This window comes from Pseudomonas sp. MAG733B, assembly GCF_036884845.1.
In the GTDB taxonomy this organism is placed as follows: Bacteria; Pseudomonadota; Gammaproteobacteria; order Pseudomonadales; family Pseudomonadaceae; genus Aquipseudomonas.
This window is the reverse complement of record NZ_CP145732.1, coordinates 2,164,759-2,186,822: the sequence shown is the minus strand read 5'-3', so window position 1 is coordinate 2,186,822 and position 22,064 is coordinate 2,164,759. Positions and strand designations below refer to the sequence as shown.

Here is a 22,064-nt window from a genome sequence, read left to right as displayed (position 1 = left end):
GGTCAATCGCTGGCAAGCCAGCTCCCACAGATTTCCATGTCGAACATAAATTTTGTGTACGACATCAATTACTGTGGGAGCTGGCTTGCCAGCGAAGGCGTCAGTCAGGTCATGTAAATCTTAGCGCTGTTTCAATCGGTCAATCACCACTGCCAACAGCAAAATCGATCCACGAATCACATACTGGTAGAACGTATCAATGTTCTTCAGGTTCATCGCATTCTCGATGATCGCCAGAATCAGCACCCCGGCAATCACGTGCCGGATCATGCCGATCCCGCCGCTCAACGACACACCGCCCAACACGCAAGCCGAGATCACCGTCAGTTCAAAACCCTGGCCGATCATTGGCTGGCCGGAGGTCATGCGCGAAGCGAGGATCACCCCGGCCAGTGCGCCGATCACGCCGTGCACGGCGAAGATGATGATCTTGGTCCGGTCAACGTTGACCCCGGCCAGCAGTGCCGCTTCCTGGTTGCCGCCGATGGCCATGGTGTTGCGGCCATAGGTGGTGTAATTCAGCAGCCAACCGAAGAACAGGAAACAGACAATGGTGATCAGGATCGGCACCGGCACGCCGAACAACTGACCGTTGCCGAACACGAAGAACGATTCCTGCGACACCCCAACCGCTTTGCCGTTGGCGAAGATGTAGGCCAGACCACGGACGATCTGCATGGTCGCCAGCGTGGTGATCAACGCATTGACCCGCAGCTTGGCGATCACGATGCCGTTGATCAGACCGACGATCAGCCCCATCACCAGCGCCGCGCTGACGCCGAGAAAGACGCTGTCGGTGTCGCGCATCACCACCGCCGCGACCACGCCCGCGCAGGCAATCACCGAACCCACCGACAAATCGAAATGCCCGGACGCCAGGCAATACAACATGGTGCAAGCGGCAATCCCGGTGGTGGAAATCGCCAGACCGAGGCCGCGCATGTTCAGCGGCGAAAGGAAGTTGTCGATCAGCAAGGTGCAGAGCACGAAGATCCCGACGGCCGCCAGCAACATCACCCAGTCATCGAGAAAGCGCCGCAGGTCCAGGGGTTTGCGTGCAGTCGGCAGGGTTTCATTTTGGGTTGTCATCATAGTCACCTCTCAGTTCGCCACGCCGTCAGCGCGTTGGCGCGGCAAAGCCAGTTGCAGCAGGTTGGATTCATTGGCCTGTTCGCGGCTCAGTTCGCCACGCAGTGCGCCTTCACACAGCACCAGGATGCGGTCGGAAATGCCCATCACTTCCATCAGGTCGCTGGACACCACGATCACCGAAATGCCACTGGCCGCCAGGTTGTGAATGATCTGGTAGATCTCGGCCTTGGCACCGATGTCGATGCCCCGCGTCGGCTCATCGAGCAGCAAGACCTTCATCGGCATCGACAGCCAGCGACCGAGAATGGCCTTCTGCTGATTGCCGCCGGAGAGAAACTTGATCTGCTGCCCGGCGTGCGGTGTTTTTACCTTGAGCGCCTTGATCTGTTTATCGGCGTTGGCCTTTTCCCACAGACCACGCAACAGACAACCGAAGGTGGAATTCGCACCACGGGCGCTGATATTGATGTTCTCGGCAACGCTCGCCAACGGCAGGATGCCTTCCTTCTTGCGGTCCTCGGGACACAGGAGAATCCCCGCCGCAATCGCATCGCGGGGCGAACGCAATTTCAATTCATGGCCGCGCAGCTCAAGGCGACCGGCGCTGTTGCGCTCCAGACCGCTGAGCAGGCGAAACAGTTCGGTTCGACCCGCGCCGACCAGACCGAACAATCCGAGAATCTCGCCTTTGTGCGCCTCGAAACTCACCGGTTCGCGCAGGCCCGGCCCCAGCAGGCCATCGACCTTCAACGCCACCGCACCACGCGGGCGCGAGCGATAGTCGTAGATGTCCTGGATGTCGCGACCGACCATGCACGTGACCAATTGATCGTGGGTCAGCTCGCTCATGTCTTCGAAGGTACGCACGTAACGGCCGTCCTTGAACACCGTCACTGCGTTACAGATACGGAATACTTCTTCCATGCGATGGGAGACGTATAGCACCACTTTGCCTTCGTCGCGCAGGCGGCCGATGATCGCCATCAAGCGATCGATCTCCCGCGCCGACAGGCTGCTGGTGGGTTCGTCGAACGCGATCACGTGGGCGCCACGGGACAAGGCCTTGGCGATTTCCACCAGTTGCCGTTGCCCGAGGGACAGGCGCCCGACTTTCTCCTGCGGATCGATTTCGTCAGCCAGGCCCTTGAGGCAGGCCAGTGCTTGCTGACGCAAAGTGCCGCGATTGATCAGGCCGAAACTGGCCGGCAGATGGCCGAGAAACAGGTTTTCCGCCACGGTCATTTCCGGCACCAGGTGCAACTCCTGATGGATCACCGCGACGCCACTGCCGATGCTGTCAGCGGTGGATTTGAAGGCCATCGTCTGATCGCCGATCTGCAGGTCGCCGCTGCTCGGGATGTAGGCGCCGCCGAGAATTTTCAGCAGCGTCGACTTACCCGCGCCGTTCTCGCCCATCAGCGCGTGAACCTGCCCCGGGTGGGCGACGAAGCTGATGCCGTCCAAAGCCTTCACCCCGGGAAAGGTCTTGCCGATCCCGTTGAAGCGCAAGCTGCCGCCGGCATTGTGTTGTTGTACTTGTGTTTGCGCGTGCATAACCACCTCATCACACAGATCAGGCAACCCCGTTGCCGGGGCTGCCGATGAAATCAACCGGCCTTCAGTTCCACAGGCCGATCTTTTCCAGTTCCTGCTTGAAGTTGTCGCGGGTGATCAGCGTCACGTCGTCCATGGCGGTGTACTTCGCCGGTTCTTTGCCGGTGGTGACCCACTCGTACATCATGCTGGCGGTGTTGTAGCCCTCGATGTGCGGGCTCGGCAGCATCGAGCCGTAGAAACCGCTGTTGGGCTTTTTCAGTTCGCCGATGGCATCGGTGCCGTTGATGCCGATGCCGATCACGTTCGCTGCTGCGAAACCGGCCGCTTCCGTGGCGCGCACGCCGCCAAGCACGGTGTTGTCGTTCATGCCGCCGATGATCAGGTTCTTCGCCGCGCCCGGCAGTTTCACCAGCGCCGAGTTGGTGGCGTCCATGCTGCCCGGCACGTCGAGGGTTTTCAGGGCCGAGAACAGAATGTGGTCTTTCGGCATGCCGGCTTCTTCCAACGCTTTCACCGAACCATCGGTGCGTTTCTTGCCGGTGTCGAGTTCGTTGTAGGTGTTGATCACCGCGTAGGTGTCTTTCCAGTCCCAGCCGCGTTTTTTCGCTTCGGTGGCCATGGCGCTGCCTTGTTTCTGGCCAACTTCGAACGCGGCCATGCCGAGGTACGGCACGTCTTCCATGAACTTGCCGCTGGCGTCGACAAAACGGTCATCGACAGCAATCACTTTCAACCCGTTGAGCTTGGCCTTGGCCATGATCGCCGGGCCGAGGGACACGTCCGGCGGGCAAATCACGAAGCCCTTGGCGCCGTTCGCCGCCAGGCTGTCGATGGCCGACAGGGTTTTCTCGCCATCCGGCACGGCGATCTTGATCAGGGTAAAGCCCTTCTCCTTGCCGGCCTTTTCGGCGAACGCCCATTCGGTCTGGAACCAGGGCTCTTCCGCTTGCTTGACCAGGAAACCGATTTTCACTTCCTCGGCCGCCAGCAGCGTGCTGCTGAGGCTGACCGCCGAAACCGCCAGGGCGGCACAGCACAGGGTACGGATGGCACGACGACGATTCATAAGCTGACTCCTTGTTGTTCTTGTTGAGTGTTCTTTGAAAATCATGGAGCGGTGTAACCATACTGCCAATAGTCATATCGTATGATGATTGGATTTTAGTCGTAGTAACGCGCCTGAAATCCCGGGCACTCAGTCGTGGTACATCACCGAGCGTTCGCCATCGATGGTGATACACGAGGCGTTGATGAACGGCGCTTCATCACTGGCCAGGAACACGGCGGTCATGGCCACTTCGAGCGGCTGGCCGATGCGCTTGGGCGGGTGCAGATCAAAGGCACGCTGACGCTCGGCGTGAGGGTCGGCAAAACCGTTCCAGTAGTCGACGTTCAGTTGTGTTTCGATGTAGCCCGGTGCGATGGCGTTTACGCGAATGCCCTTCGGCGCGTACTCGATACCCAAGGCGCGGGCCAGGCCGAGCAAACCGTGCTTGGCCACCGGGTACGGAAAGCAACCCGGAATGATGTGGGAAGAATGGGTGGAGGCGATGTTGATGATGCTGCCGATGCCCTGCTCGATCATCTGCGTCAATACAGCCTTGCAGCCGTACCAGGCACCATCGAGATCGATGGCGAAGCATCGGTGCCAGTCATCCTCGGTCATTTCCAGCGGATCACGGAATACGTTGATGCCGGCGCAGTTGACCAGCACGTCGATCCGCCCGTGACGTTCGACCGCCAATTTAGCCATCGCATGCAAATCCTGCTGACGCGAAACGTCGGCCTTGATCGCCACGACATCGGCGCCTTTATCCCGCCAATGCGCCGCAACCTTCTCGACTTTTTCGGCCTGGATGTCGCTGATGATCAGCTTGGCTTGCTGGGACGCGAAGGCCGCGACAATCGCCTCGCCGATGCCTTGGGCGGCGCCGGTCAGCAGCACCACTTTGTCTTTCAGGCGCTCGCCCTTGGGCGGATTGGGCGCCTCTGGCAAAGAAAGGGGTTCAGCCATGGATCGCTGCATCACTTCACCTGTTTTGTTTTTTTAAGTGTGAGTGCGTGTAACTGATGGAGCCGACTATAAACCCGGCCCGCAGAAAATCTCAATATATATATTTACATCCCATATTTAGGGATTTATCCGGAGAATCGAGTACACAGCTTTCCAGGTACGTCGACGCGAATCGCCAACACCGAGCCATCCAGCGGATGCCCAAGCGGGCTCGCTGCACTGGTGATGTAAAGGGTCTTCAGGTCAGCATCGCCGAATACACAACTGGTCGGGCGGCTGACGGGAAGTTCGATCACCCGATCGACTTTGCCGTCCGGCGTCAGCCTGAGCAGGCAACTGCCGTCCCAGCGGGCGTTCCAGATAAACCCCTCGGCATCCATCGCCGAACCGTCCGGACCACCGAGCGTGTGAGGGCCAAACCAGGTCTGCGCCGGTTCGAGGCTGCCGTCGGTTCGAATGAAGTGCCTATACAACGTGCCGTCGAGGCTGTCGCCGAAATACACAGTGGTGGCGTCATCGCTCCAGAGCAACGTATTGGGAATGCCCAGCCCTCGCAGCAGCGGTGTCACCCGTGCATCGCGATCAATGCGGAACAACCCGCCGGAACGCCGTTCGATAGGCAAGTCTTCGCCCTGTTCACCGATGTTGTTTTGCATGGTGCCGAGCCAGAGCCGGCCCTGGGCATCGCAACGGGCTTCGTTGGCGCGATTGCCTGGCTGAGGGTCGGCGACGCAGAACAAAGTCAGTCGCGGTTCCAGGCCCGGTGAATCCAGATCAAGCCGATACACGCCGCTGCTCAACGTCACCAGCGCATCGCCGCTTGCGCAGGGAATGAACGCCGACACGTGCTCCGGCATCTGCCAGATCTGCACATTCGCGCCGATCAGCCGCAGCGCTTGCTTGCCGGCGATGTCCACCCAATACAGCGCCTGGGTCGGCGCATCCCAGAACGGACCTTCGCCCAGTTGCGCCCGGTGTTCGGTAACCGCGGTCAACGTCATGAAACCTCCTGCATTGCTCTTGTTTTTATCTGTGGTTCTTTTTTGTCAGCCGGCTTTTTTATCGGCCATGACTTGCGGGTAATAGCGCTTGATGGCCAGGTCGGCGTTGTCGATCAGGGTCATGCAGGCCCAGACACCCCGAGCGGCGTCCCGGGCGGCGATGGCGTCGGCCATGTCCTTGTGAATCGGCAGGGTGCGACGCAGTTCGTCGGGGTCGGCAGCGGAAACTTCGAAACACACCGCCAACAGAGCACCGAGGGCCGGGACCATTTGTTCGATGAATTGATTGTGGCTGGCGGCGAGTATGCATTCGTGGAAAAGCTGATCGGCACGGTTGTAGTCGACGCCGCTGTCCACTGCCCGCGCCAGGGCGTTGTAGGCCAGCAAAATCGCCTCCACCTGCGCGACAGTCGCGCGTTCGCAGGCCCAGCGCACCGCCATCGGTTCAATGGTGCGGCGCAGGTCAAGCAAGTCGTCGACGAAGTTTTCCGGCAAACCACTGCGCGACAACCAACCCACGACTTGCGGATCGAAGAGGTTCCAGCGCCGCACCGGCAACACCCGTGTACCGACCTTCGGCCCGACTTCGAGCATGCCTTTGGCAACCAGGGTCTTGATGGCTTCGCGAATGACCGTGCGACTGACACCGAGTTGCTCGCCGAGATCGGCTTCGACCTTGAGCGCTTCACCGGGCTTGACCTGCCCGGTAGCGATCCAGCAACCCAGCCAATCGACTGTCGACGCATGAAAGCTACTGGACATGGACACCTCAAAGCCGTTCGCGATGGAGGCCAACGCTAATCATCATATGATTGGCTGTCAATCGAAAAGATCGCAGCCTGCGGCAGCTCCTATAGAGGATAAAAATTCTCCTGTAGGAGCTGCCGCAGGCTGCGATCTTTTTAAGGCTCCAGGCCGATCCGGAAAAACTCGCCGCCACTCCAGACACCGAGCCAACGCTGGCCATCGATCTCCCGGCTCACCGCCAGCTCCACCAGTTGATAGAACACATTGCGATGGATCAGCGCTTCGAGATTGGTGCGCACATGCACGTAGGGCGCTGGTTCCTGGGTGTCCGGATCGATCACCACACGAATGGGATGCTCGACGCCAGCTTCAGCGGTCTCATCAACGTTGGTGGTGAAACGCAAGACCTGCGCCTCGCCCTCGCCTTCCACGTCCACGGCAATCGCCACGAACGGTGCGTCGTCGACCTTGATGCCGACCTTCTCGACTGGCGTGATGAGGAAATAATCATCGCCGTCGCGGCGAATGATGGTGGAGAACAGCTTGACCATCGGCTTGCGCCCGATCGGCGTGCCCAGGTAATACCAGGTGCCGTCGCGCGCGATGCGCATGTCGATGTCGCCGCAGAAGTCGGGGTTCCACAAGTGGACCGGTGGCAAGCCTTTGGTCTTGGGGATTTGCCCCAGCAGGTCGTTGGCTTTTTGCGGGCCACTCATGGCGTTCTCCTTGAAATTACTGGTCGCTGAGCCCCAACAGGCTACGAGCATATTGCTCCAGCGGCGGGCCCATCAAGTCTTCTGGCTTTTCATCGTGGAACGTCAGTAAACCGCCACGACTCTTGATACGTGCAGTATCAATCAAATACTGGGTGCTGGTCTCGATCAACATGATCTGAATCACGCCGGTATCGATGCCGAGGCGATCCACGGCTTCCTGATCCAGCCATTCATCCGAGTTACCGATCCGGTCATCAGACTTGGCGAAACGGGTATAGAGCAAGTAATGAGCACCGACAGCACGGGCCTCGCTCATGGCCTGGTCGAGGCCTTCCGGCGTACGGGCGCGGCGGACCATCGGGAAATACTCGACAAAACCATCGAAGGCGACTTCAGCGATCACATTGGGACGCGGGTAAACGGCACTGCCGGGCGGCACAAAGGCACCTTGGGCGATGTAGACGAACGAGTCCGGCTGAATGCGCAGGTTGTTCACGCGACGGCTATCGCTGTGATCCAGCAAGCCCGCATCGCTCATATGGTAGCGAGTCCCTTCGGCCATATCGCTGACATTCATGCAGCCACCAAGCGCCATAACGGCCAGCAGCAAAACCAGGCTACGCATCCTATCCTCCAGAAGCCGGTGACGGAAAACCGGCGAATGGCCGTTGGATGCAGCTTTTGCGCCAGTTCAAGAATAATGTTGCCTGATCAAACACCATCGCGGGCAAGCCTTGCTCCTACAGGATTTGAGTCGATCACAAATCAGCGATCACTCGCAAATACCGTAGGAGCAAGGCTTGCCCGCGATGAGGCCGGTTCAGCCGCCGATGATTTTCATGACCGTCGCGCCACCAGAGAACGCCACTTCCTGCTTGTCGCCCAAGGCTTTCACCAGCAACCGCTGCAACGCCGGCAACGCCTGATGGCGCGGCTTGTCGAGCAGATCGCCAACGTAGTGCCGGTTACTCGACGACAGGCAGCCATGCAGCCACCCCGTAGAAGAAAGGCGCAGCCGTGAACAGGTACGACAGAAAGGCACACTTTCGTTGGCGATCACGCCGAAATGCCCAAGCCCCGGGATTTCGTAGCGCACCGCCGTGGCATCAACCGGCGCATCAGCTTGCAGATACTCGTAGCGCTCGCCGATCAGGCTCAGCAACTGCTGAAGGCTGACGAACTGTTGCAGGAACGCGTTGGAGTCGCTGGCCAGATGGCCCATGCGCATCAACTCGATGAAACGCAGTTCATAGCCGCGCTCCAGACAGTAATCGAGCAGCGGCATCACCTGATCGAGGTTCTGACCGCGCAACGGCACCATGTTGACCTTGATCTTCATGCCGGCCGCGCGGGCCTGTTCCATGCCGTCGAGCACCGTCGCCAGATCGCCGCCACGGGCGATGCTGCGAAATGCACTGGCGTCGAGGGTATCGAGGGAAACGTTGATGCGCCGAATGCCGGCATCCACCAGTAGCGGCAGCTTTTTCGCCAGCAATTGACCGTTGGTGGTCAGGCTGATGTCTTGCAGGCCCATCTGCCCGACGGCGGTCATGAAGGTTTCGAGCTTTGGACTCACCAGTGGTTCGCCGCCGGTGATGCGCAGGCGTTCGATGCCTGCGGCTTCGATCAGATAGGCCACACCGCGCGCCATGGCCTCGGCCGACAACTCATCCTGCGCAGCCACCAGCCGCTTGCCGTTGGGCACGCAGTAGGTACACGCGTAATTGCAGGCTGAGGTCAGGCTGACTCGCAAATTGCGAAAACGCCTGCCTTGACGGTCAACGATCATGATCACTCCGGCGGAAGAATATTCGGACCGCTAAAACTTGACTCACAAATCAAGTTTTAGCAAGTCCCATGCCTGAGTATATTCCTGCGGTACTGCGCCATGTAGCGAAATAATGGCGCAATAAGGCGGCTGAATGGCTCAGCTGCTCGGGGTGTCGGTGTCACGCTTGCGCTTGTTGCCCATGCGCACGCCGATGTCCATCAGGAACTGGAAGAAACCTTCCTGATCTTCCAGCACATTGCTCCAGAACGGCGAGTGATACAGCGCCACGGCACCGTGCACCAGCGCCCAGGACGCGCAGTAATGGAAGTATGGCGGCACGTCTTCAAGCTTGCCTTCGCTGATCCGGCCCTTGATCAGCAGGGTCAGGCGTTCGAAGTTCGAGGCACGGATCTTGTGCAGTTCCTCGATCATCTCCGGTACCTGATTGCCCTTGACCACCTTTTCTTCCAGGCGATCGAACAAGCGATAGCGTTGCGGATCGCGCATGCGGAATTCGAAGTAGGCGCGGGACAGGGCTTCCTTGTCCTTGTCGACGTCAGCCGAGTGCAACAGCTCGTTCAAATCGCGCTCGTAGTCGAGCATCAGGCGCAGGTAGATCTCGGCCTTGGACTTGAAGTGCTTGTAGATCGTGCCTTTGCCGATACCGACGGCATCAGCAATCATCTCGACGGTGACACTGTCTTCACCTTGTTCGAGGAACAGCTTGAGCGCGGTATCGAGAATTTCTTGCTCGCGGCGACGAAACTCACGGACCTTACGAGGTTCTTTATGCATAAGAAAAGGTCTGTAGGGGTCAAAATTCGAAGCCGCGTATTATGCCTAAATTACGCAAAAATGCACGGATCATCCGACCATATCTGTTGTTTCTGGTCATTTCGCGCACGCAAACAGGTTGATGAGAACTCTTCCGAAGCGCCCGTATTCCAAATTTGTTTAAAAACCGGGGCCGACAAACTGGACTCGGCGAAATACTGATCAATACTTGAACTGTCGGCGAGACATCTCCCCCAAGTGTTGCGCCGATATTGGTACCAACGGACCGCGTACCATTGTTTTACTCCTAATGGTCTTAACCCGGATTCACCCCCCAGAACCCGGGTTTTTTTTGCCTGCGATTTAACCTTTCACATGTGCCAGCGGGAACAACCGCTTGAAGTTTTCGGTGGTTTGCTGGGCAAATCGCTCGTAGGACTCACCTCGCAACATTGCCAAAAATTCCGCTACTTCGCGTACGTACTGCGGCAGGTTCGGCTTGCCTCGGTGCGGGATCGGCGCGAGGTACGGCGAATCGGTTTCCACCAGCAAGCGGTCGGCCGGCACCTTGCTCGCCACATCGCGCAACGCGTCGGCATTGCGGAAAGTGACAATCCCGGACAGGGAGATGTAATAGCCCATGTCCAGCGCGGCTTTCGCCATGTCCCAGTCTTCGGTAAAGCAATGCAGCACGCCGGCCTGGGGCAGCGCCGCGTCGCGCAGCAGATTCAGGGTATCGGCACGGGCGCCACGGGTGTGGATGATCACCGGTTTGCCGGTCTGCTGTGCCGCTTGCAGATGCAATCTGAAGGAATCTTGCTGCAACGCTGCCGCTTCCGGCTCGTAGTGGTAATCCAGACCGGTTTCACCGATGGCCACCACACGTGGGTGATTGAGTTCGTGCAACAGCCAGTCCAGCGCGGGCGCCGCGCCCGGCTGTACATCCAGCGGGTGCACGCCGACCGAGCAGTCCACGTCGTCATACTTTTCAGCGAGCGCTTTGACGTCGGCGGCATTGTCGGCGCTGACACCAATACACAGAAAGTGCCCCACTCCACGCTGGCGCGCCGCATCGAGGGCAGCATCCAGCGAGCCGTCATGGGCGGCGAGGTCGAGGCGATCAAGGTGACAATGGGAATCTACGAGCATAAAAATGGCTGCAACTTACATCGTATGAGTGGGACGGTCGGACTTCAGGGCTCCGGCCAGATGGGTTTCGATTCGACTGCGTGCGGTGTTGTCGCCTTCGTTGAACTGTACGCCGACCCCGGCGGCGCGGTTACCTTGGGCGCCTTTGGGGGTGACCCAGGTGACCTTGCCGGCCACCGGGATCTTTTCCGCCTCATCAAACAAGTGCAGCAGCATGAATACCTCATCGCCCAACTTGTAGCTCTTGTTGGTCGGGATAAACAGGCCGCCGTTCTTGATGAACGGCATGTAGGCCGCGTAAAGCACGGACTTGTCCTTGATGGTCAAGGACAAAATGCCGTTGCGCGGGCCGGGGCTGACGGGTTCATTCATGCTGACCTCCACTGCTGATGCACAGAGTCTAGGCGCAGACGATCACCTCTGGGTAGGCAAGGACGCCCATTGCACCAGCAGGGCCTCCAGCAACAGCACCCGATTGAGGTTGGCTTTGCTCAACACTTTCTGGCGTTGGGCGAGGATCCAGTCCTGGATATTCAGGACTTTGTCCTGAGCGGTTTTCTGCGCCAGGTATTGAATGACCTTGCGCATGTCCGTCAATCCGAGCCCTTCTTCGTCCTGGGTCAACTGATAGCGCAGGATCAGGCTCGACCAATCGCAGAACCAGTCGAACAACAGTAATAACGGAATCGCATTCCAGCCTTCAGCCAGTTGTGTCGGCGATTGTTGCTGCTTGAGCAGCTTCTTCACGCCTTCGACCACCTGCGCGCGTTGTTCGCGAACGCCTTGAGTCTGCAAGTTGACGGCGGCCAGCGGCGAACCGGCGGCCAAGGTCAGAAGCTCGACACGTTCCTCCTGCGAGCAGTCCGGGAGTGCCTGGGCCAGCCACGCCAGGCTCATCGCCTCGCTCGGTAGCGGACAGGCCTGTTGCACGCAACGGCTCTTGATGGTTGGCAACAGACGGCTGGTCTGGTGGCTGACCAGCAGCAAAACCGTGTCGCCAGACGGCTCTTCAAGGCTTTTGAGCAAGGCGTTGGCGGCGTTGATGTTCATCGACTCGACCGGCTCGATCAGCACCACTTTGCGCCCGCCCAGTTGCGCGGTCTGCACCACGAAGCTGACCAGATCCCGAACCTGATCGACCTTGATCGCCTTGTCGGCTTCTTCCGGCTCCAGGATGTAGTTATCGGGGTGGCTGCCGGCCTTGAGCAACAGGCAGGATTTGCATTCGCCACAGGCATCCTGCGCGGTCGGCCGCTGGCACAGCAGGCTGGCCATCAGGCGCTCGGCCAGCGCCCGTTTACCGATGCCGGCCGGGCCATGCAGCAAATAGGCATGTGCATGTTGCTTTCGACCGGCCAGTTGCTGCCAGAGACTGTCCTGCCACGGATAGGCTTCAGCCACGGGTCAACTCCAGCAGGCGTGGCAACAAGGCATCCAGGGATTGCTGAACCTGCGCCAGCGGCTGCGCGGCGTCGACCAACACGTATCGCGCTGGCTCCGCTGCGGCGCGCTTGAGGAAAGCACTGCGCACGGCATCGAAAAAGGTCCGGCCTTCGAGTTCGAAGCGATCAAGACGACCACGTGCACTGGCGCGGGCCAGGCCAACTTCTACCGGCAGATCGAAAATCAGCGTCAGGTCGGGACGCAGATCGCCCTGCACAAAGGTTTCCAGTGCCGCGATACGCTCCAGCGACAAACCGCGGCCGCCCCCCTGATAGGCGTAGGTCGAATCAGTGAAACGATCACACAAGACCACCGCACCACGGGCCAGCGCCGGGCGAATCACCTCGGCCAGATGCTGGGCACGCGCAGCAAACACCAGCAGCAATTCAGTGTCCGGATTCATAACCTCATCGACCGGGGCCAGCAGCACTTCACGAATGCGCTCGGCCAACGGCGTACCGCCCGGTTCGCGGGTCAGCACCACCTCGATACCGGCGGCGCGCAGGCGCTCGGCCAGGTATTCACGATTGGTGCTTTTGCCGGCGCCTTCCGGGCCTTCCAGCGTAATAAACAAGCCAGTCACAGGCAGTCCTTAGTCAGAGTCATTGCGAGTTTTGCGGCGCGGCTGCATCCGGTGCGGGTGTTGGTTCAGGCTCAGGCGCAGGTTCTTGCGGCGACACTTGCGGCACAGTCTCGGGAGCGGTGTCCGGTGATGCGGCCGGGATCGGCGCCTGGCCCTGCTCAGCATGATCTTGCTCAGGCTGAGATTCCACAGACTGAGATTCTTCAACCGGAGCTTGCGGCGTTTCCGGCGCAGTTACAGGTGCCGGGCTGGAGCGGTAATCGGCGCGACGCTTCAGCTGGTACTCTCGCACAGCGTTGTTGTGGGCATCCAGATCATCAGAGAACACATGGCTGCCATCACCGCGAGCCACGAAGTAAAGGCTGCTGCCCTCCACCGGATTCAGCGCCGCGTGGATGGCTTCGCGGCCGACCATGGCAATCGGGGTCGGCGGCAAGCCGGAAATCATGTAAGTGTTGTAAGGGGTCGCTTCCTTGAGATGGGCGCGGGTCAACTTGCCGTTGTAGCGATCCCCCAGGCCATAGATCACCGTCGGGTCGGTCTGCAACAGCATGCCGATCGCCATGCGCCGCACGAACACGCCGGCAATCTGCCCGCGCTCCTGTGGCACCCCGGTTTCTTTCTCGACCAGCGAGGCCATGATCAGCGCTTGATAAGGTCCGCTATACGGCAAATCGGTTGCACGCTGATTCCACTCCTTGGCAAGGACCTCATCGAGACGATCGTAAGCCGTCTTCAGCAGCTCGACGTCGCTCATCCCCCGCACGAAGCGGTAAGTGTCAGGGAAGAATCGCCCTTCAGGGAAAATCCCGGCATGGCCGAGCTTGTCCATGACTTGGCTGTCGCTCAAACCGTTGAGGGTCTGTTCGATCTTTTCCTCTTTGGCCAACGCAGCACGGACTTGATGGAAATTCCAGCCCTCGACCAGGGTCAGGCTGTATTGCACCATTTCCCCACGCTTCCACAGGTCGATCAGACCTTCGACAGTCATGCCGGGTGTCATGCGGTATTCGCCACTGTGCAGCGGTTGTTTAGGCAGGTTGAAGCGCCAATAGACGCGCAGCCAGAACGCGTCCTTGATGACGCCATCGGCTTCCATTCGCAAAAGGGTGCGGTTCGGAGTGGTGCCCTTCGGCACCTCCAGCAGTTCTTCCTGCGTGATATTCAGCGGTTGCACCAGTGCCGAATGAATTTTCCAGGCAGAAGCACCCAACATCAGCCCTGCCAGAACCAGTCCGGTTTCCAGCAGCAGCAAGAGTTTACGTCTCACGTATCAAGCATCCAGTAGCGCGCGGGCAATGGTTTGGAGTTTACGGGTGAGTGGCCCAACCGGCCAGCTCAGAGCGGCATACGCATGCACCGGCCAAACGCCATACACGCTGTTGCAGACAAAGACTTCATCGGCCCATTGCAGCTGTTCCAGAGGGATGTCGGCGATTTGCACGGGGATGCCAAGTGACTCGGCTTGAAACAATAATTCGGCACGCATCACGCCCGCCACACCACAGCGCTTCAGATCCGCCGTCACCAACACGCCATCGCGCACCAGGAACAGATTGCTGAACACGCCCTCAATGACCCGACCGGCATGATCGAGCATCAAGCCCTCGGCATGGTCGGAGTCTTGCCATTCGGAACGGGCGATGACCTGCTCCAGACGATTGAGATGCTTGAGGCCGGCGAGTAGCGGTTGACTGGAGAGCCGCGTTGCGCAAGGGAACAGGCGAATGCCCCGCTCACCATGTACGGCAGGATAAGCAGCGGGAGGATTGCCTTGCAGAATACGTCGCGCCTGGGCCGCAGGATCAGGTGCATAGCCGCGAAGGCCGTCGCCGCGAGTGAGGATGAGCTTTAGTACTCCGTCACCCAATGCAGCGGCGTAGGCCAACACTTCGTTTCGAATCAGCTCGTGATCGGTGGCGATCCGCAGACGCGAACAGCCTTCTGCCAGACGCGACAGATGCCGGTCCAGCAGCAGCGGAGAGCCATCACGCACAGCGATGGTCTCGAACAGACCATCGCCGTAAGCCAGGCCGCGATCCTTCAGCGACAGCGCGTCAGCCGGTTGACCGTCGACCCAGCAGTCCATCAGCCTGCGAACCGGCGGAACACCAGCGAGCCGTTGGTGCCGCCAAAACCGAAGGAGTTGGACAGGACTACATCGATTTCCATGTTGCGCGCAGTGTGCGGCACAAAATCGAGATCGCAGCCTTCGTCCGGCTCATCGAGGTTGATGGTCGGTGGCGCCACCTGGCTGTTGATCGCCAGCACGCTGAAGATCGCTTCAACGGCGCCGGCCGCACCCAGCAGGTGACCGGTCATGGACTTGGTCGAACTGACGGCGACCCTGTAGGCATGCTCGCCAAACACCGATTTGATCGCGTTGACCTCAGCGAGGTCGCCAGCAGGCGTCGACGTGCCGTGGGCGTTGATGTACTGCACTTGATCGCCATTGATCTTGGCATCGCGCAGCGCATTGGTGATGCAGCGGGCAGCACCGGCGCCATCGGCGGGCGGCGACGTCATGTGGTAAGCGTCACCACTGGTGCCGAAGCCGATCAATTCGGCGTAGATGGTCGCGCCACGGGCCTTGGCGTGCTCCAGTTCTTCGAGAACCAGTGCACCGGCACCGTTGGACAATACGAAGCCATCACGGCCCTTGTCCCATGGACGGCTGGCGCGGGTCGGCTCGTCATTGCGGGTCGACAAGGCGCGGGAGGCACCGAAGCCGCCCATGCCCAGGCCGCAGGCAGCCATTTCGGCGCCGCCGGCGATCATCACGTCGGCTTCGTCGTACATGATGTTGCGGGCAGCCATGCCGATGCAGTGCGTACCGGTGGTACACGCCGTGGCGATGGCATAGTTGGGCCCCTGTGCACCCAGGTGGATGGACAGGAAACCGGAAATCATATTGATGATCGAGCCAGGCACGAAAAACGGAGAAATCCGTCGTGGGCCGGTCTCATGCAGCGTGCGGCTGGTTTCTTCGATATTGGTCAGTCCGCCAATACCCGAACCCATGGCCACGCCAATGCGCTCACGGTTGGCGTCGGTGACTTCCAGACCGGAATTGCGCACTGCCTGAAAACCTGCGGCCAGACCGTACTGAATGAACAGGTCGAGCTTGCGAGCTTCCTTGACCGACAGGTATTCCTCGACATTGAAGCCCTTCACCGAGCCGCCAAAACGGGTGGAATAGGCAGAAAGGTCGGTGTGTTCGATCAGACCAATGCCACTGCGGCCAGCCAGAATGCCCTGCCAGCTGCTCGGCACATCCGTGCCCAGTGGCGACAACATACCCATACCGGTGACTACGACGCGTCTACGCGACACAGCACTCTCCTTTTTTCAAATGACGACTTTGCATCAGGCCTAAAGAAAAAACCGCACGCCATGATGGCAGTGCGGTTTTTCCATGACAGCGAGCAACGATTACAAACTATTACGCCTGATGGCTAGTAACGTAGTCGATTGCAGCTTGTACAGTAGTGATCTTCTCAGCTTCTTCGTCAGGGATTTCGGTCTCGAATTCCTCTTCCAGAGCCATCACCAGCTCAACGGTGTCAAGGGAGTCAGCACCCAGGTCTTCAACGAAGGAAGCAGTGTTGACCACTTCTTCTTCTTTAACGCCCAGTTGCTCGGCAACGATTTTCTTGACGCGCTCTTCGATGGTGCTCATACCTTGTTTTCACTCCTAATGGACAAATTCAGGCAGCTGGCCAGTGGGTAAGTGTATAGAAAGACTTTTCAGCTTTTCAACTGAAAGCTTCACTCCTCAAACCCGGTGACCCTCTGCCTATAAATAGATTGCAGCTTTATAACGGATTTTAGACAGCTCGTATGACATTTTTTTGAAGCAATCCGTCACATTTAACTCATGTACATCCCGCCGTTCACCGGGATTGTAGCCCCAGTAACGTAAGCCGCACCGTCGGAGGCAAGAAAAGCGACCACAGACGCGATCTCTTGAGCTTGTCCCAGACGACCCAGCGGAATCTGCGTCTGCAAGGCTTCACGCTGTGCCTCGGGCAGTTCGCGGGTCATATCGGTATCGATGAACCCTGGGGCCACCGAGTTTACCGTAATCGAACGCGAACCGACTTCACGCGCCAGTGCACGGCTGAAACCTTCCAGACCGGCCTTGGCGGCAGCGTAGTTTACTTGGCCTGCGTTGCCCATGGCACCCACAACCGAGCCAATACTGATAATTCGTCCCCAACGGGCTTTGGTCATACCGCGCAAAACGCCTTTGGACAGGCGGAACAGACTGTTCAGGTTGGTATCGACAACGTCATGCCATTCGTCGTCTTTCATGCGCATCATCAGGTTATCGCGGGTGATGCCGGCATTGTTGACCAGGATCGCCGGCGCACCGAACTGCTCTTGGATGCTCGCCAGGACTGCCGCCACGGACTCATCGCTGGTGACATTGAGTTCCAGGCCTGTGCCCTGAATACCGTTTTCCTTCAGGGTGGCGGCAATGCGCTCGGCACCCGACGCGGAGGTCGCGGTACCAACGACGATAGCGCCCTGACGACCCAGTTCCAGGGCGATAGCCTGGCCGATGCCACGGCTTGCACCGGTGACCAGTGCAACTTTACCTTGCAGACTCATGCAAGTTTCTCCTGATTCAGGCCTGCGCTGCACGGGCGGCAGCGAAGGCGTCTGGGGTATTGAGGTTGGAAGTCGATACGCCTTCGGCGCAGCGTTTGTTCAGACCGGCGAGCACTTTGCCCGGGCCACACTCGACCAGATTGGTCGCGCCTTTGGCTGCCAGCGCCTGGACGGATTCAACCCAGCGCACTGGCTTGTAGAGCTGCTCAAGCAGATCGCGCTTAAGGGTTTCCAGATCGGCAGGCACAGCGGCACTGACGTTCTGCACCACAGGAATCTGCGGCGCCTGCCAGTCGATCGCGGCGATCGATTCGGCGAAACGCTCGGCGGCTGGACGCATCAGCTCGCAGTGCGAAGGCACGCTGACCGGCAACGGCATGGCACGCTTGGCGCCACGCGCCTTGCAGCCTTCGATGGCACGCTCGACCGCAGCCTTGGCACCAGCGATAACCACCTGGCCTGGGGAGTTGAAGTTGACCGCACTGACCACTTCGCCTTGGGCCGCTTCGGCACAGGCTGCCAGCACGTCGGCATCGTCCAGACCGAGGATGGCAGCCATACCGCCCTGCCCGGCCGGAACGGCTTCCTGCATCAACTGGCCACGACGCTCGACCAGTTTCACTGCGTCGCCGAGACTCAGGCTGCCAGCGGCAACCAGTGCGCTGTATTCACCCAGGCTGTGGCCGGCAACATAAGCCGGACGCGCGCCGCCTTCCGCCAGCCACAGACGCCACAGGGCGATCGAAGCGGTCAGAATGGCCGGTTGGGTTTTATCGGTTTGATTGAGTTGCTCTTCCGGCCCTTGCTGGGTCAGTGCCCACAGGTCGTAACCCAGAGCATCGGAGGCTTCTTTGAATGTTTCAAGGACAACCGGATGTTGCGCGCCCAACTCGGCCAGCATGCCGAGGGACTGCGAACCCTGTCCTGGAAAGACGAATGCGAGGGAAGCAGACATGTAACAAGCCCCTAATGATCTTGTCGTCGAAGAATTAGTGTCCCGCTTTGGGGACGCAAGAAACTGACAGTTGGATGGCCAATTGAACTAAGCGGTCACATTTAAGCATTGTCCGACGAAAACGCCTAAAGCAACAAATCCTCCAGACGACCGTGTATACGCTCCGGCAGATTTTCCTGAATCTCGATCAAGGCTCGGGAAATTGCACTCTGGAACCCTTGAACCCCGGCAGAACCGTGACTTTTTACCACAATGCCCTGCAACCCGAGGAAACTCGCTCCGTTATGCCGCGCCGGCGCCAGATCGGCTTGCAAGCGCTTCATCAGCGGCAAGGCCAATGCACCCACCATGCGTGACGGTAGGCTTTTCTTGAACAATGCCTCGATACGTCCGGCAATCATGGTCGCCAGACCTTCGCTGGATTTGAGCAGGATATTGCCGACAAACCCGTCACACACCACCACATCCGCTTCGCCACGGTACATACCATCACCTTCGACAAAGCCGATGTAGTTGATACCACGAGCTCGTTGCAACAAGGTTGCAGCCAGTTTGACTTGCTGATTGCCCTTGATGTCTTCGGTGCCGATATTCAGCAAGGCCACACGCGGGCGGACGATGCCCAGAGTTTCCGCTGCTACCGAGCCCATCACGGCAAACTGCAACAGATGCTCGGCACTGCAATCGACATTGGCGCCCAAATCAAGCAGCTGGCAATAGCCTTTCTGCGTCGGAATCGCCGCGACCATGGCTGGCCGGTCGATGCCCGGCAAGGTCTTGAGCACGAAACGTGACAACGCCATCAGCGCGCCGGTATTACCGGCACTGACACACGCCTGGACTTTGCCGTCACGCAACAACTCAAGCGCCACGCGCATCGACGAATCCGGCTTGCCACGCAGGGCCTGGGCGGGTTTTTCGTCCATGGTGATGACTTCGCTCGCCGCGACAATCGACAGGCGCGCGCGATCCACAGCCGAATGGCCAGCGATCAATTCTTCAAGAAGGGAGGGTTGACCGACGAGGGTCAGGTGCAGCGAGGGTGTAGCAGACAGGCAAGCAATGCTGGCCTGAACAATGCTGCGGGGACCGAAGTCCCCGCCCATTGCGTCAATCGCGATGACTTGAGCGGACAAGTGATTACTCGTCAGCGCCCTTGTCGATCACTTTACGGCCACGGTATACGCCTTCTGGCGATACGTGGTGACGCAGGTGAACTTCACCGGTGGTTTTTTCTACAGACAGGGTGCTAGCCTCGAGAGCGTCGTGCGAACGGCGCATGTCACGGGCAGAGCGGGATTTTTTGTTCTGCTGAACAGCCATAATTGATTAACTCCTAAACGTTTGGGTCACGCTTTAACTGCGCCAATACACTGAACGGGTTGGACCGCGTTACCTCGTCCTCGCTCGGTTCGGGCTCATCTGCTCCCGCCGGCTGCTGGCATTCTTCCGGATGATGAGCAGGCACAATGGGCAAGGCGAGCAGAAGCTCCTCCTCGATCAGTGACTGCAGATCCAATGGATCTTCGCCCAGTTCCAGCACGTCATAACCTTTCGGCAACGACTGGGTATTCGCACCCTCCTTCACCACAGCATAACTGCATTCGCTATGGATCGGCAGGGTGACCAGCTCAAGACAACGCTGGCAAACCATTTTGACTTCAGTGTCGATAAAGCTGTGAATTACCACAGATTTACGTTCATCTCGTTCAAAAACGAATTTAGCCTGCACCGTACCGACATTGTCGGAAAGCGGGTCGCAGAGTCTCTCCAAATCGGCCAGCAGCATTTCACCTTGAAGGGTGGTGCCACGATCAGCCAATTTGCGCGGGTCAACGTGAGGTGGAATCGGGTCATTCAACATAGGCGCAGCATTATAGGGATGCACCCGCCCATGTCAAAGGAAATTCAGCCCTGTCCGTCACTTGGAAGCCTCGCTAGAATTCGTGCCTGTCATTTGGAGTTGCGCATGCTGCCTTTATTACTCGCTTCCAGCTCGGTTTATCGCCGGGAATTACTGGCCCGCCTGCGGCTGCCATTCACTTGCAGCTCACCGGATATCGACGAAAGCCATCGACCGGGCGAGTCTGCCATTGATCTGGTAAAACGCCTCGCCGAGGAAAAAGCACGGGCGCTGGCCGGCACTCACCCAGCCCATCTGATCATCGGCTCTGACCAGGTCGCCGTGCTCGGTGACAGGATCATCGGAAAACCCCACACCCTCGAAAAGGCCCGCGAACAGCTGTTGGCCTCCAGCGGCGCCAGCGTAACCTTCCTGACCGGCCTTGCAGTGCTCAACAGCGAGTCCGGCCACTGCCAGGTCGACTGCGTGCCTTTCACCGTCCACATGCGCACACTGGACGCTGAACGCATCGAGCGCTATCTGCACGCCGAACAGCCCTACGACTGCGCTGGCAGCTTCAAGGCCGAAGGCTTGGGGGTAAGCCTGTTTCAAAGCACCGAAGGCCCTGACGCCACCAGCCTCGTCGGCCTGCCGCTGATTCGCCTGATCGACATGCTGCTCGCAGAAAACGTGCAGATACCCTGAAAGCAAAAGATCGCAGCCTTCGGCAGATCCTACAGAGATTGTGCAGGAGCTGCCGAAGGCTGCGATCTTTTGATCCATCCAACAGATTTAGCGCAGCGATGGACCGTTAAACCCCATCCACATCGCCAGATGCTCAGCCACGCTGGCACCCAGTTTTTTCGAGAAGCGATCGAACGGCGATTCCTGAACAGTGAAATCCACCAGTTCTTTTTCGCCAATCACATCTCGCGCAACCGAACTGGCATTACCCAGACCATCGATCAATCCCAGCGGCAATGCCTGTTCACCATTCCAGACCAGCCCGGAGAACAGCTCCGGATGCTCCTTGTCCTTCAAGCGATCACCCCGACCTTGCTTGACGCTATTGATGAATTGCTTGTGCGTGGTATCGAGCACGCCTTGCCAGAAGGCGGTTTCTTCAGGCTTCTGCGGCTGGAACGGATCGAGGAACGATTTGTGCTCGCCCGAGGTGTAGGTGCGACGCTCCACACCCAGCTTTTCCATGGTGCCGACAAAACCGTAACCGGCCGCCGTCACACCAATGGAGCCCACCAGGCTCGCCTTGTCGGCATAGATCTGATCAGCCGCACTGGCGATGTAATAGGCACCAGAAGCGCCCAGATCGGAAATCACCGCATAGAGCTTGGTGTCCGGGTGCAAGCCACGCAGACGACGAATCTCGTCATAGACATAACCCGACTGCACCGGACTGCCGCCCGGGCTGTTGATGCGCAGGATGACGCCCTTGACCTTTTTATCTTCGAAAGCGGCACGCAGGCTGCCGACGATATTGTCGGCGCTGGCCGGCTCCTTGTCGGCGATCATGCCGGTGACGTCGATCAGTGCGGTGTAATTGCCACTGCGGGTTGCGGCTTTTTCCATGTCCATCAGCGGCGAGAACAGCAACAGCGCGCCAAACAGGTACACAAAGGTCAGCAGCTTGAAGAAAATCCCCCAGCGTCGGGAGCGACGCTGTTCCTGCACACTGGCCAGCAGGGTCTTTTCCAATAGCTTCCAGCTTTTTTCGTCACCGCTCTCTGCGCTCGCCTTGGCGGGCGCCTTCCATTCGTCGGCCATGCCTTCTACTCCAGCAAAAACGT

At 59.0% G+C, this 22,064-nt stretch carries 25 protein-coding genes; 1 reads left to right on the top strand and 24 read right to left on the bottom strand.

The window, feature by feature from the left end:
• Positions 1–120: 120 nt before the first annotated feature.
• The 23 genes from araH to V6Z53_RS09855 form a co-directional block, all read right to left on the bottom strand.
• Positions 121–1,089 (bottom strand): L-arabinose ABC transporter permease AraH, encoded by a 969-nt coding sequence (gene araH, locus V6Z53_RS09965; protein WP_175389741.1) that lies wholly within the window; start codon positions 1,087–1,089, stop codon positions 121–123.
• Positions 1,090–1,101: 12 nt separating this feature from the next.
• Positions 1,102–2,646, bottom strand: coding sequence for an L-arabinose ABC transporter ATP-binding protein AraG (gene araG, locus V6Z53_RS09960; protein ID WP_338585328.1), 1,545 nt, complete (start codon positions 2,644–2,646; stop codon positions 1,102–1,104).
• A gap of 64 nt (positions 2,647–2,710) precedes the next feature.
• Positions 2,711–3,715, bottom strand: a complete 1,005-nt coding sequence (locus tag V6Z53_RS09955; protein WP_338585327.1) for a substrate-binding domain-containing protein — start codon at positions 3,713–3,715, stop codon at positions 2,711–2,713.
• 129 nt (positions 3,716–3,844) lie between these two features.
• Entirely contained in the window at positions 3,845–4,663 is an 819-nt protein-coding gene (locus V6Z53_RS09950) for an SDR family oxidoreductase (RefSeq protein WP_338585326.1), read from the bottom strand.
• Positions 4,664–4,788: 125 nt separating this feature from the next.
• The gene (locus tag V6Z53_RS09945; RefSeq protein ID WP_338585325.1) at positions 4,789–5,664 is read right to left on the bottom strand and encodes an SMP-30/gluconolactonase/LRE family protein; all 876 of its coding nucleotides are present in this window, start codon (positions 5,662–5,664) and stop codon (positions 4,789–4,791) included.
• A 45-nt stretch (positions 5,665–5,709) separates the two neighbouring features.
• Positions 5,710–6,426 carry a FadR/GntR family transcriptional regulator gene (locus V6Z53_RS09940; protein ID WP_338585324.1) on the bottom strand — a complete coding sequence of 239 codons (717 nt, stop codon included), beginning with the start codon at positions 6,424–6,426 and terminating at the stop codon, positions 5,710–5,712.
• Between the two features lie 140 nt (positions 6,427–6,566).
• Entirely contained in the window at positions 6,567–7,127 is a 561-nt protein-coding gene (locus V6Z53_RS09935) for a DUF1285 domain-containing protein (RefSeq protein ID WP_338585323.1), read from the bottom strand.
• A 16-nt stretch (positions 7,128–7,143) separates the two neighbouring features.
• On the bottom strand, positions 7,144–7,752 hold the full coding sequence (locus tag V6Z53_RS09930) for a DUF4823 domain-containing protein (protein ID WP_338585322.1): 609 nt from the start codon (positions 7,750–7,752) through the stop codon (positions 7,144–7,146).
• A 195-nt stretch (positions 7,753–7,947) separates the two neighbouring features.
• Complete coding sequence (locus V6Z53_RS09925) at positions 7,948–8,916, bottom strand: radical SAM protein (RefSeq protein WP_338585321.1); 969 nt, start codon at positions 8,914–8,916, stop codon at positions 7,948–7,950.
• Between the two features lie 138 nt (positions 8,917–9,054).
• Positions 9,055–9,693, bottom strand: a complete 639-nt coding sequence (locus V6Z53_RS09920; RefSeq protein WP_034149949.1) for a TetR/AcrR family transcriptional regulator — start codon at positions 9,691–9,693, stop codon at positions 9,055–9,057.
• A 342-nt stretch (positions 9,694–10,035) separates the two neighbouring features.
• Complete coding sequence (locus V6Z53_RS09915; RefSeq protein ID WP_338585320.1) at positions 10,036–10,821, bottom strand: TatD family hydrolase; 786 nt, start codon at positions 10,819–10,821, stop codon at positions 10,036–10,038.
• Positions 10,822–10,836: 15 nt separating this feature from the next.
• Positions 10,837–11,193 (bottom strand): PilZ domain-containing protein, encoded by a 357-nt coding sequence (locus V6Z53_RS09910; protein ID WP_338585319.1) that lies wholly within the window; start codon positions 11,191–11,193, stop codon positions 10,837–10,839.
• A gap of 42 nt (positions 11,194–11,235) precedes the next feature.
• Positions 11,236–12,222 carry a DNA polymerase III subunit delta' gene (locus V6Z53_RS09905; RefSeq protein ID WP_338585318.1) on the bottom strand — a complete coding sequence of 329 codons (987 nt, stop codon included), beginning with the start codon at positions 12,220–12,222 and terminating at the stop codon, positions 11,236–11,238.
• Positions 12,215–12,847, bottom strand: coding sequence for a dTMP kinase (tmk, locus tag V6Z53_RS09900; protein WP_338585317.1), 633 nt, complete (start codon positions 12,845–12,847; stop codon positions 12,215–12,217). Before tmk ends, V6Z53_RS09905 begins: the two co-directional genes overlap by 8 nt.
• Positions 12,848–12,866: 19 nt before the next feature.
• Entirely contained in the window at positions 12,867–14,117 is a 1,251-nt protein-coding gene (gene mltG, locus V6Z53_RS09895; protein ID WP_338585316.1) for an endolytic transglycosylase MltG, read from the bottom strand.
• Positions 14,118–14,120: 3 nt separating this feature from the next.
• On the bottom strand, positions 14,121–14,936 hold the full coding sequence (pabC, locus tag V6Z53_RS09890) for an aminodeoxychorismate lyase (RefSeq protein ID WP_338585315.1): 816 nt from the start codon (positions 14,934–14,936) through the stop codon (positions 14,121–14,123).
• Complete coding sequence (gene fabF / locus V6Z53_RS09885) at positions 14,936–16,180, bottom strand: beta-ketoacyl-ACP synthase II (protein ID WP_338585314.1); 1,245 nt, start codon at positions 16,178–16,180, stop codon at positions 14,936–14,938. The genes pabC and fabF overlap by 1 nt, the downstream gene beginning before the upstream one ends.
• A gap of 109 nt (positions 16,181–16,289) precedes the next feature.
• Positions 16,290–16,526 (bottom strand): acyl carrier protein, encoded by a 237-nt coding sequence (acpP, locus tag V6Z53_RS09880; RefSeq protein WP_003175607.1) that lies wholly within the window; start codon positions 16,524–16,526, stop codon positions 16,290–16,292.
• 191 nt (positions 16,527–16,717) lie between these two features.
• Entirely contained in the window at positions 16,718–17,461 is a 744-nt protein-coding gene (gene fabG / locus V6Z53_RS09875) for a 3-oxoacyl-ACP reductase FabG (RefSeq protein WP_007942004.1), read from the bottom strand.
• 16 nt (positions 17,462–17,477) lie between these two features.
• A complete protein-coding gene (gene fabD / locus V6Z53_RS09870) occupies positions 17,478–18,416 on the bottom strand; it encodes an ACP S-malonyltransferase (protein WP_338585313.1) in 939 nt (312 codons plus the stop codon).
• A gap of 125 nt (positions 18,417–18,541) precedes the next feature.
• Positions 18,542–19,552, bottom strand: coding sequence for a phosphate acyltransferase PlsX (gene plsX, locus V6Z53_RS09865; RefSeq protein WP_338585312.1), 1,011 nt, complete (start codon positions 19,550–19,552; stop codon positions 18,542–18,544).
• A 4-nt stretch (positions 19,553–19,556) separates the two neighbouring features.
• A complete protein-coding gene (gene rpmF / locus V6Z53_RS09860; RefSeq protein ID WP_003179396.1) occupies positions 19,557–19,739 on the bottom strand; it encodes a 50S ribosomal protein L32 in 183 nt (60 codons plus the stop codon).
• Positions 19,740–19,752: 13 nt separating this feature from the next.
• Positions 19,753–20,280, bottom strand: a complete 528-nt coding sequence (locus tag V6Z53_RS09855; RefSeq protein WP_007942001.1) for a YceD family protein — start codon at positions 20,278–20,280, stop codon at positions 19,753–19,755.
• A gap of 105 nt (positions 20,281–20,385) precedes the next feature.
• On the opposite strand from V6Z53_RS09855, the gene V6Z53_RS09850 reads away from it, so the two are divergent.
• A complete protein-coding gene (locus V6Z53_RS09850) occupies positions 20,386–20,964 on the top strand; it encodes a nucleoside triphosphate pyrophosphatase (protein ID WP_338585311.1) in 579 nt (192 codons plus the stop codon).
• A gap of 87 nt (positions 20,965–21,051) precedes the next feature.
• Here the strand turns inward: V6Z53_RS09850 and V6Z53_RS09845 are convergent, their stop codons facing one another.
• A complete protein-coding gene (locus V6Z53_RS09845) occupies positions 21,052–22,041 on the bottom strand; it encodes a S49 family peptidase (protein ID WP_338585310.1) in 990 nt (329 codons plus the stop codon).
• Positions 22,042–22,064 lie beyond the last annotated feature (23 nt).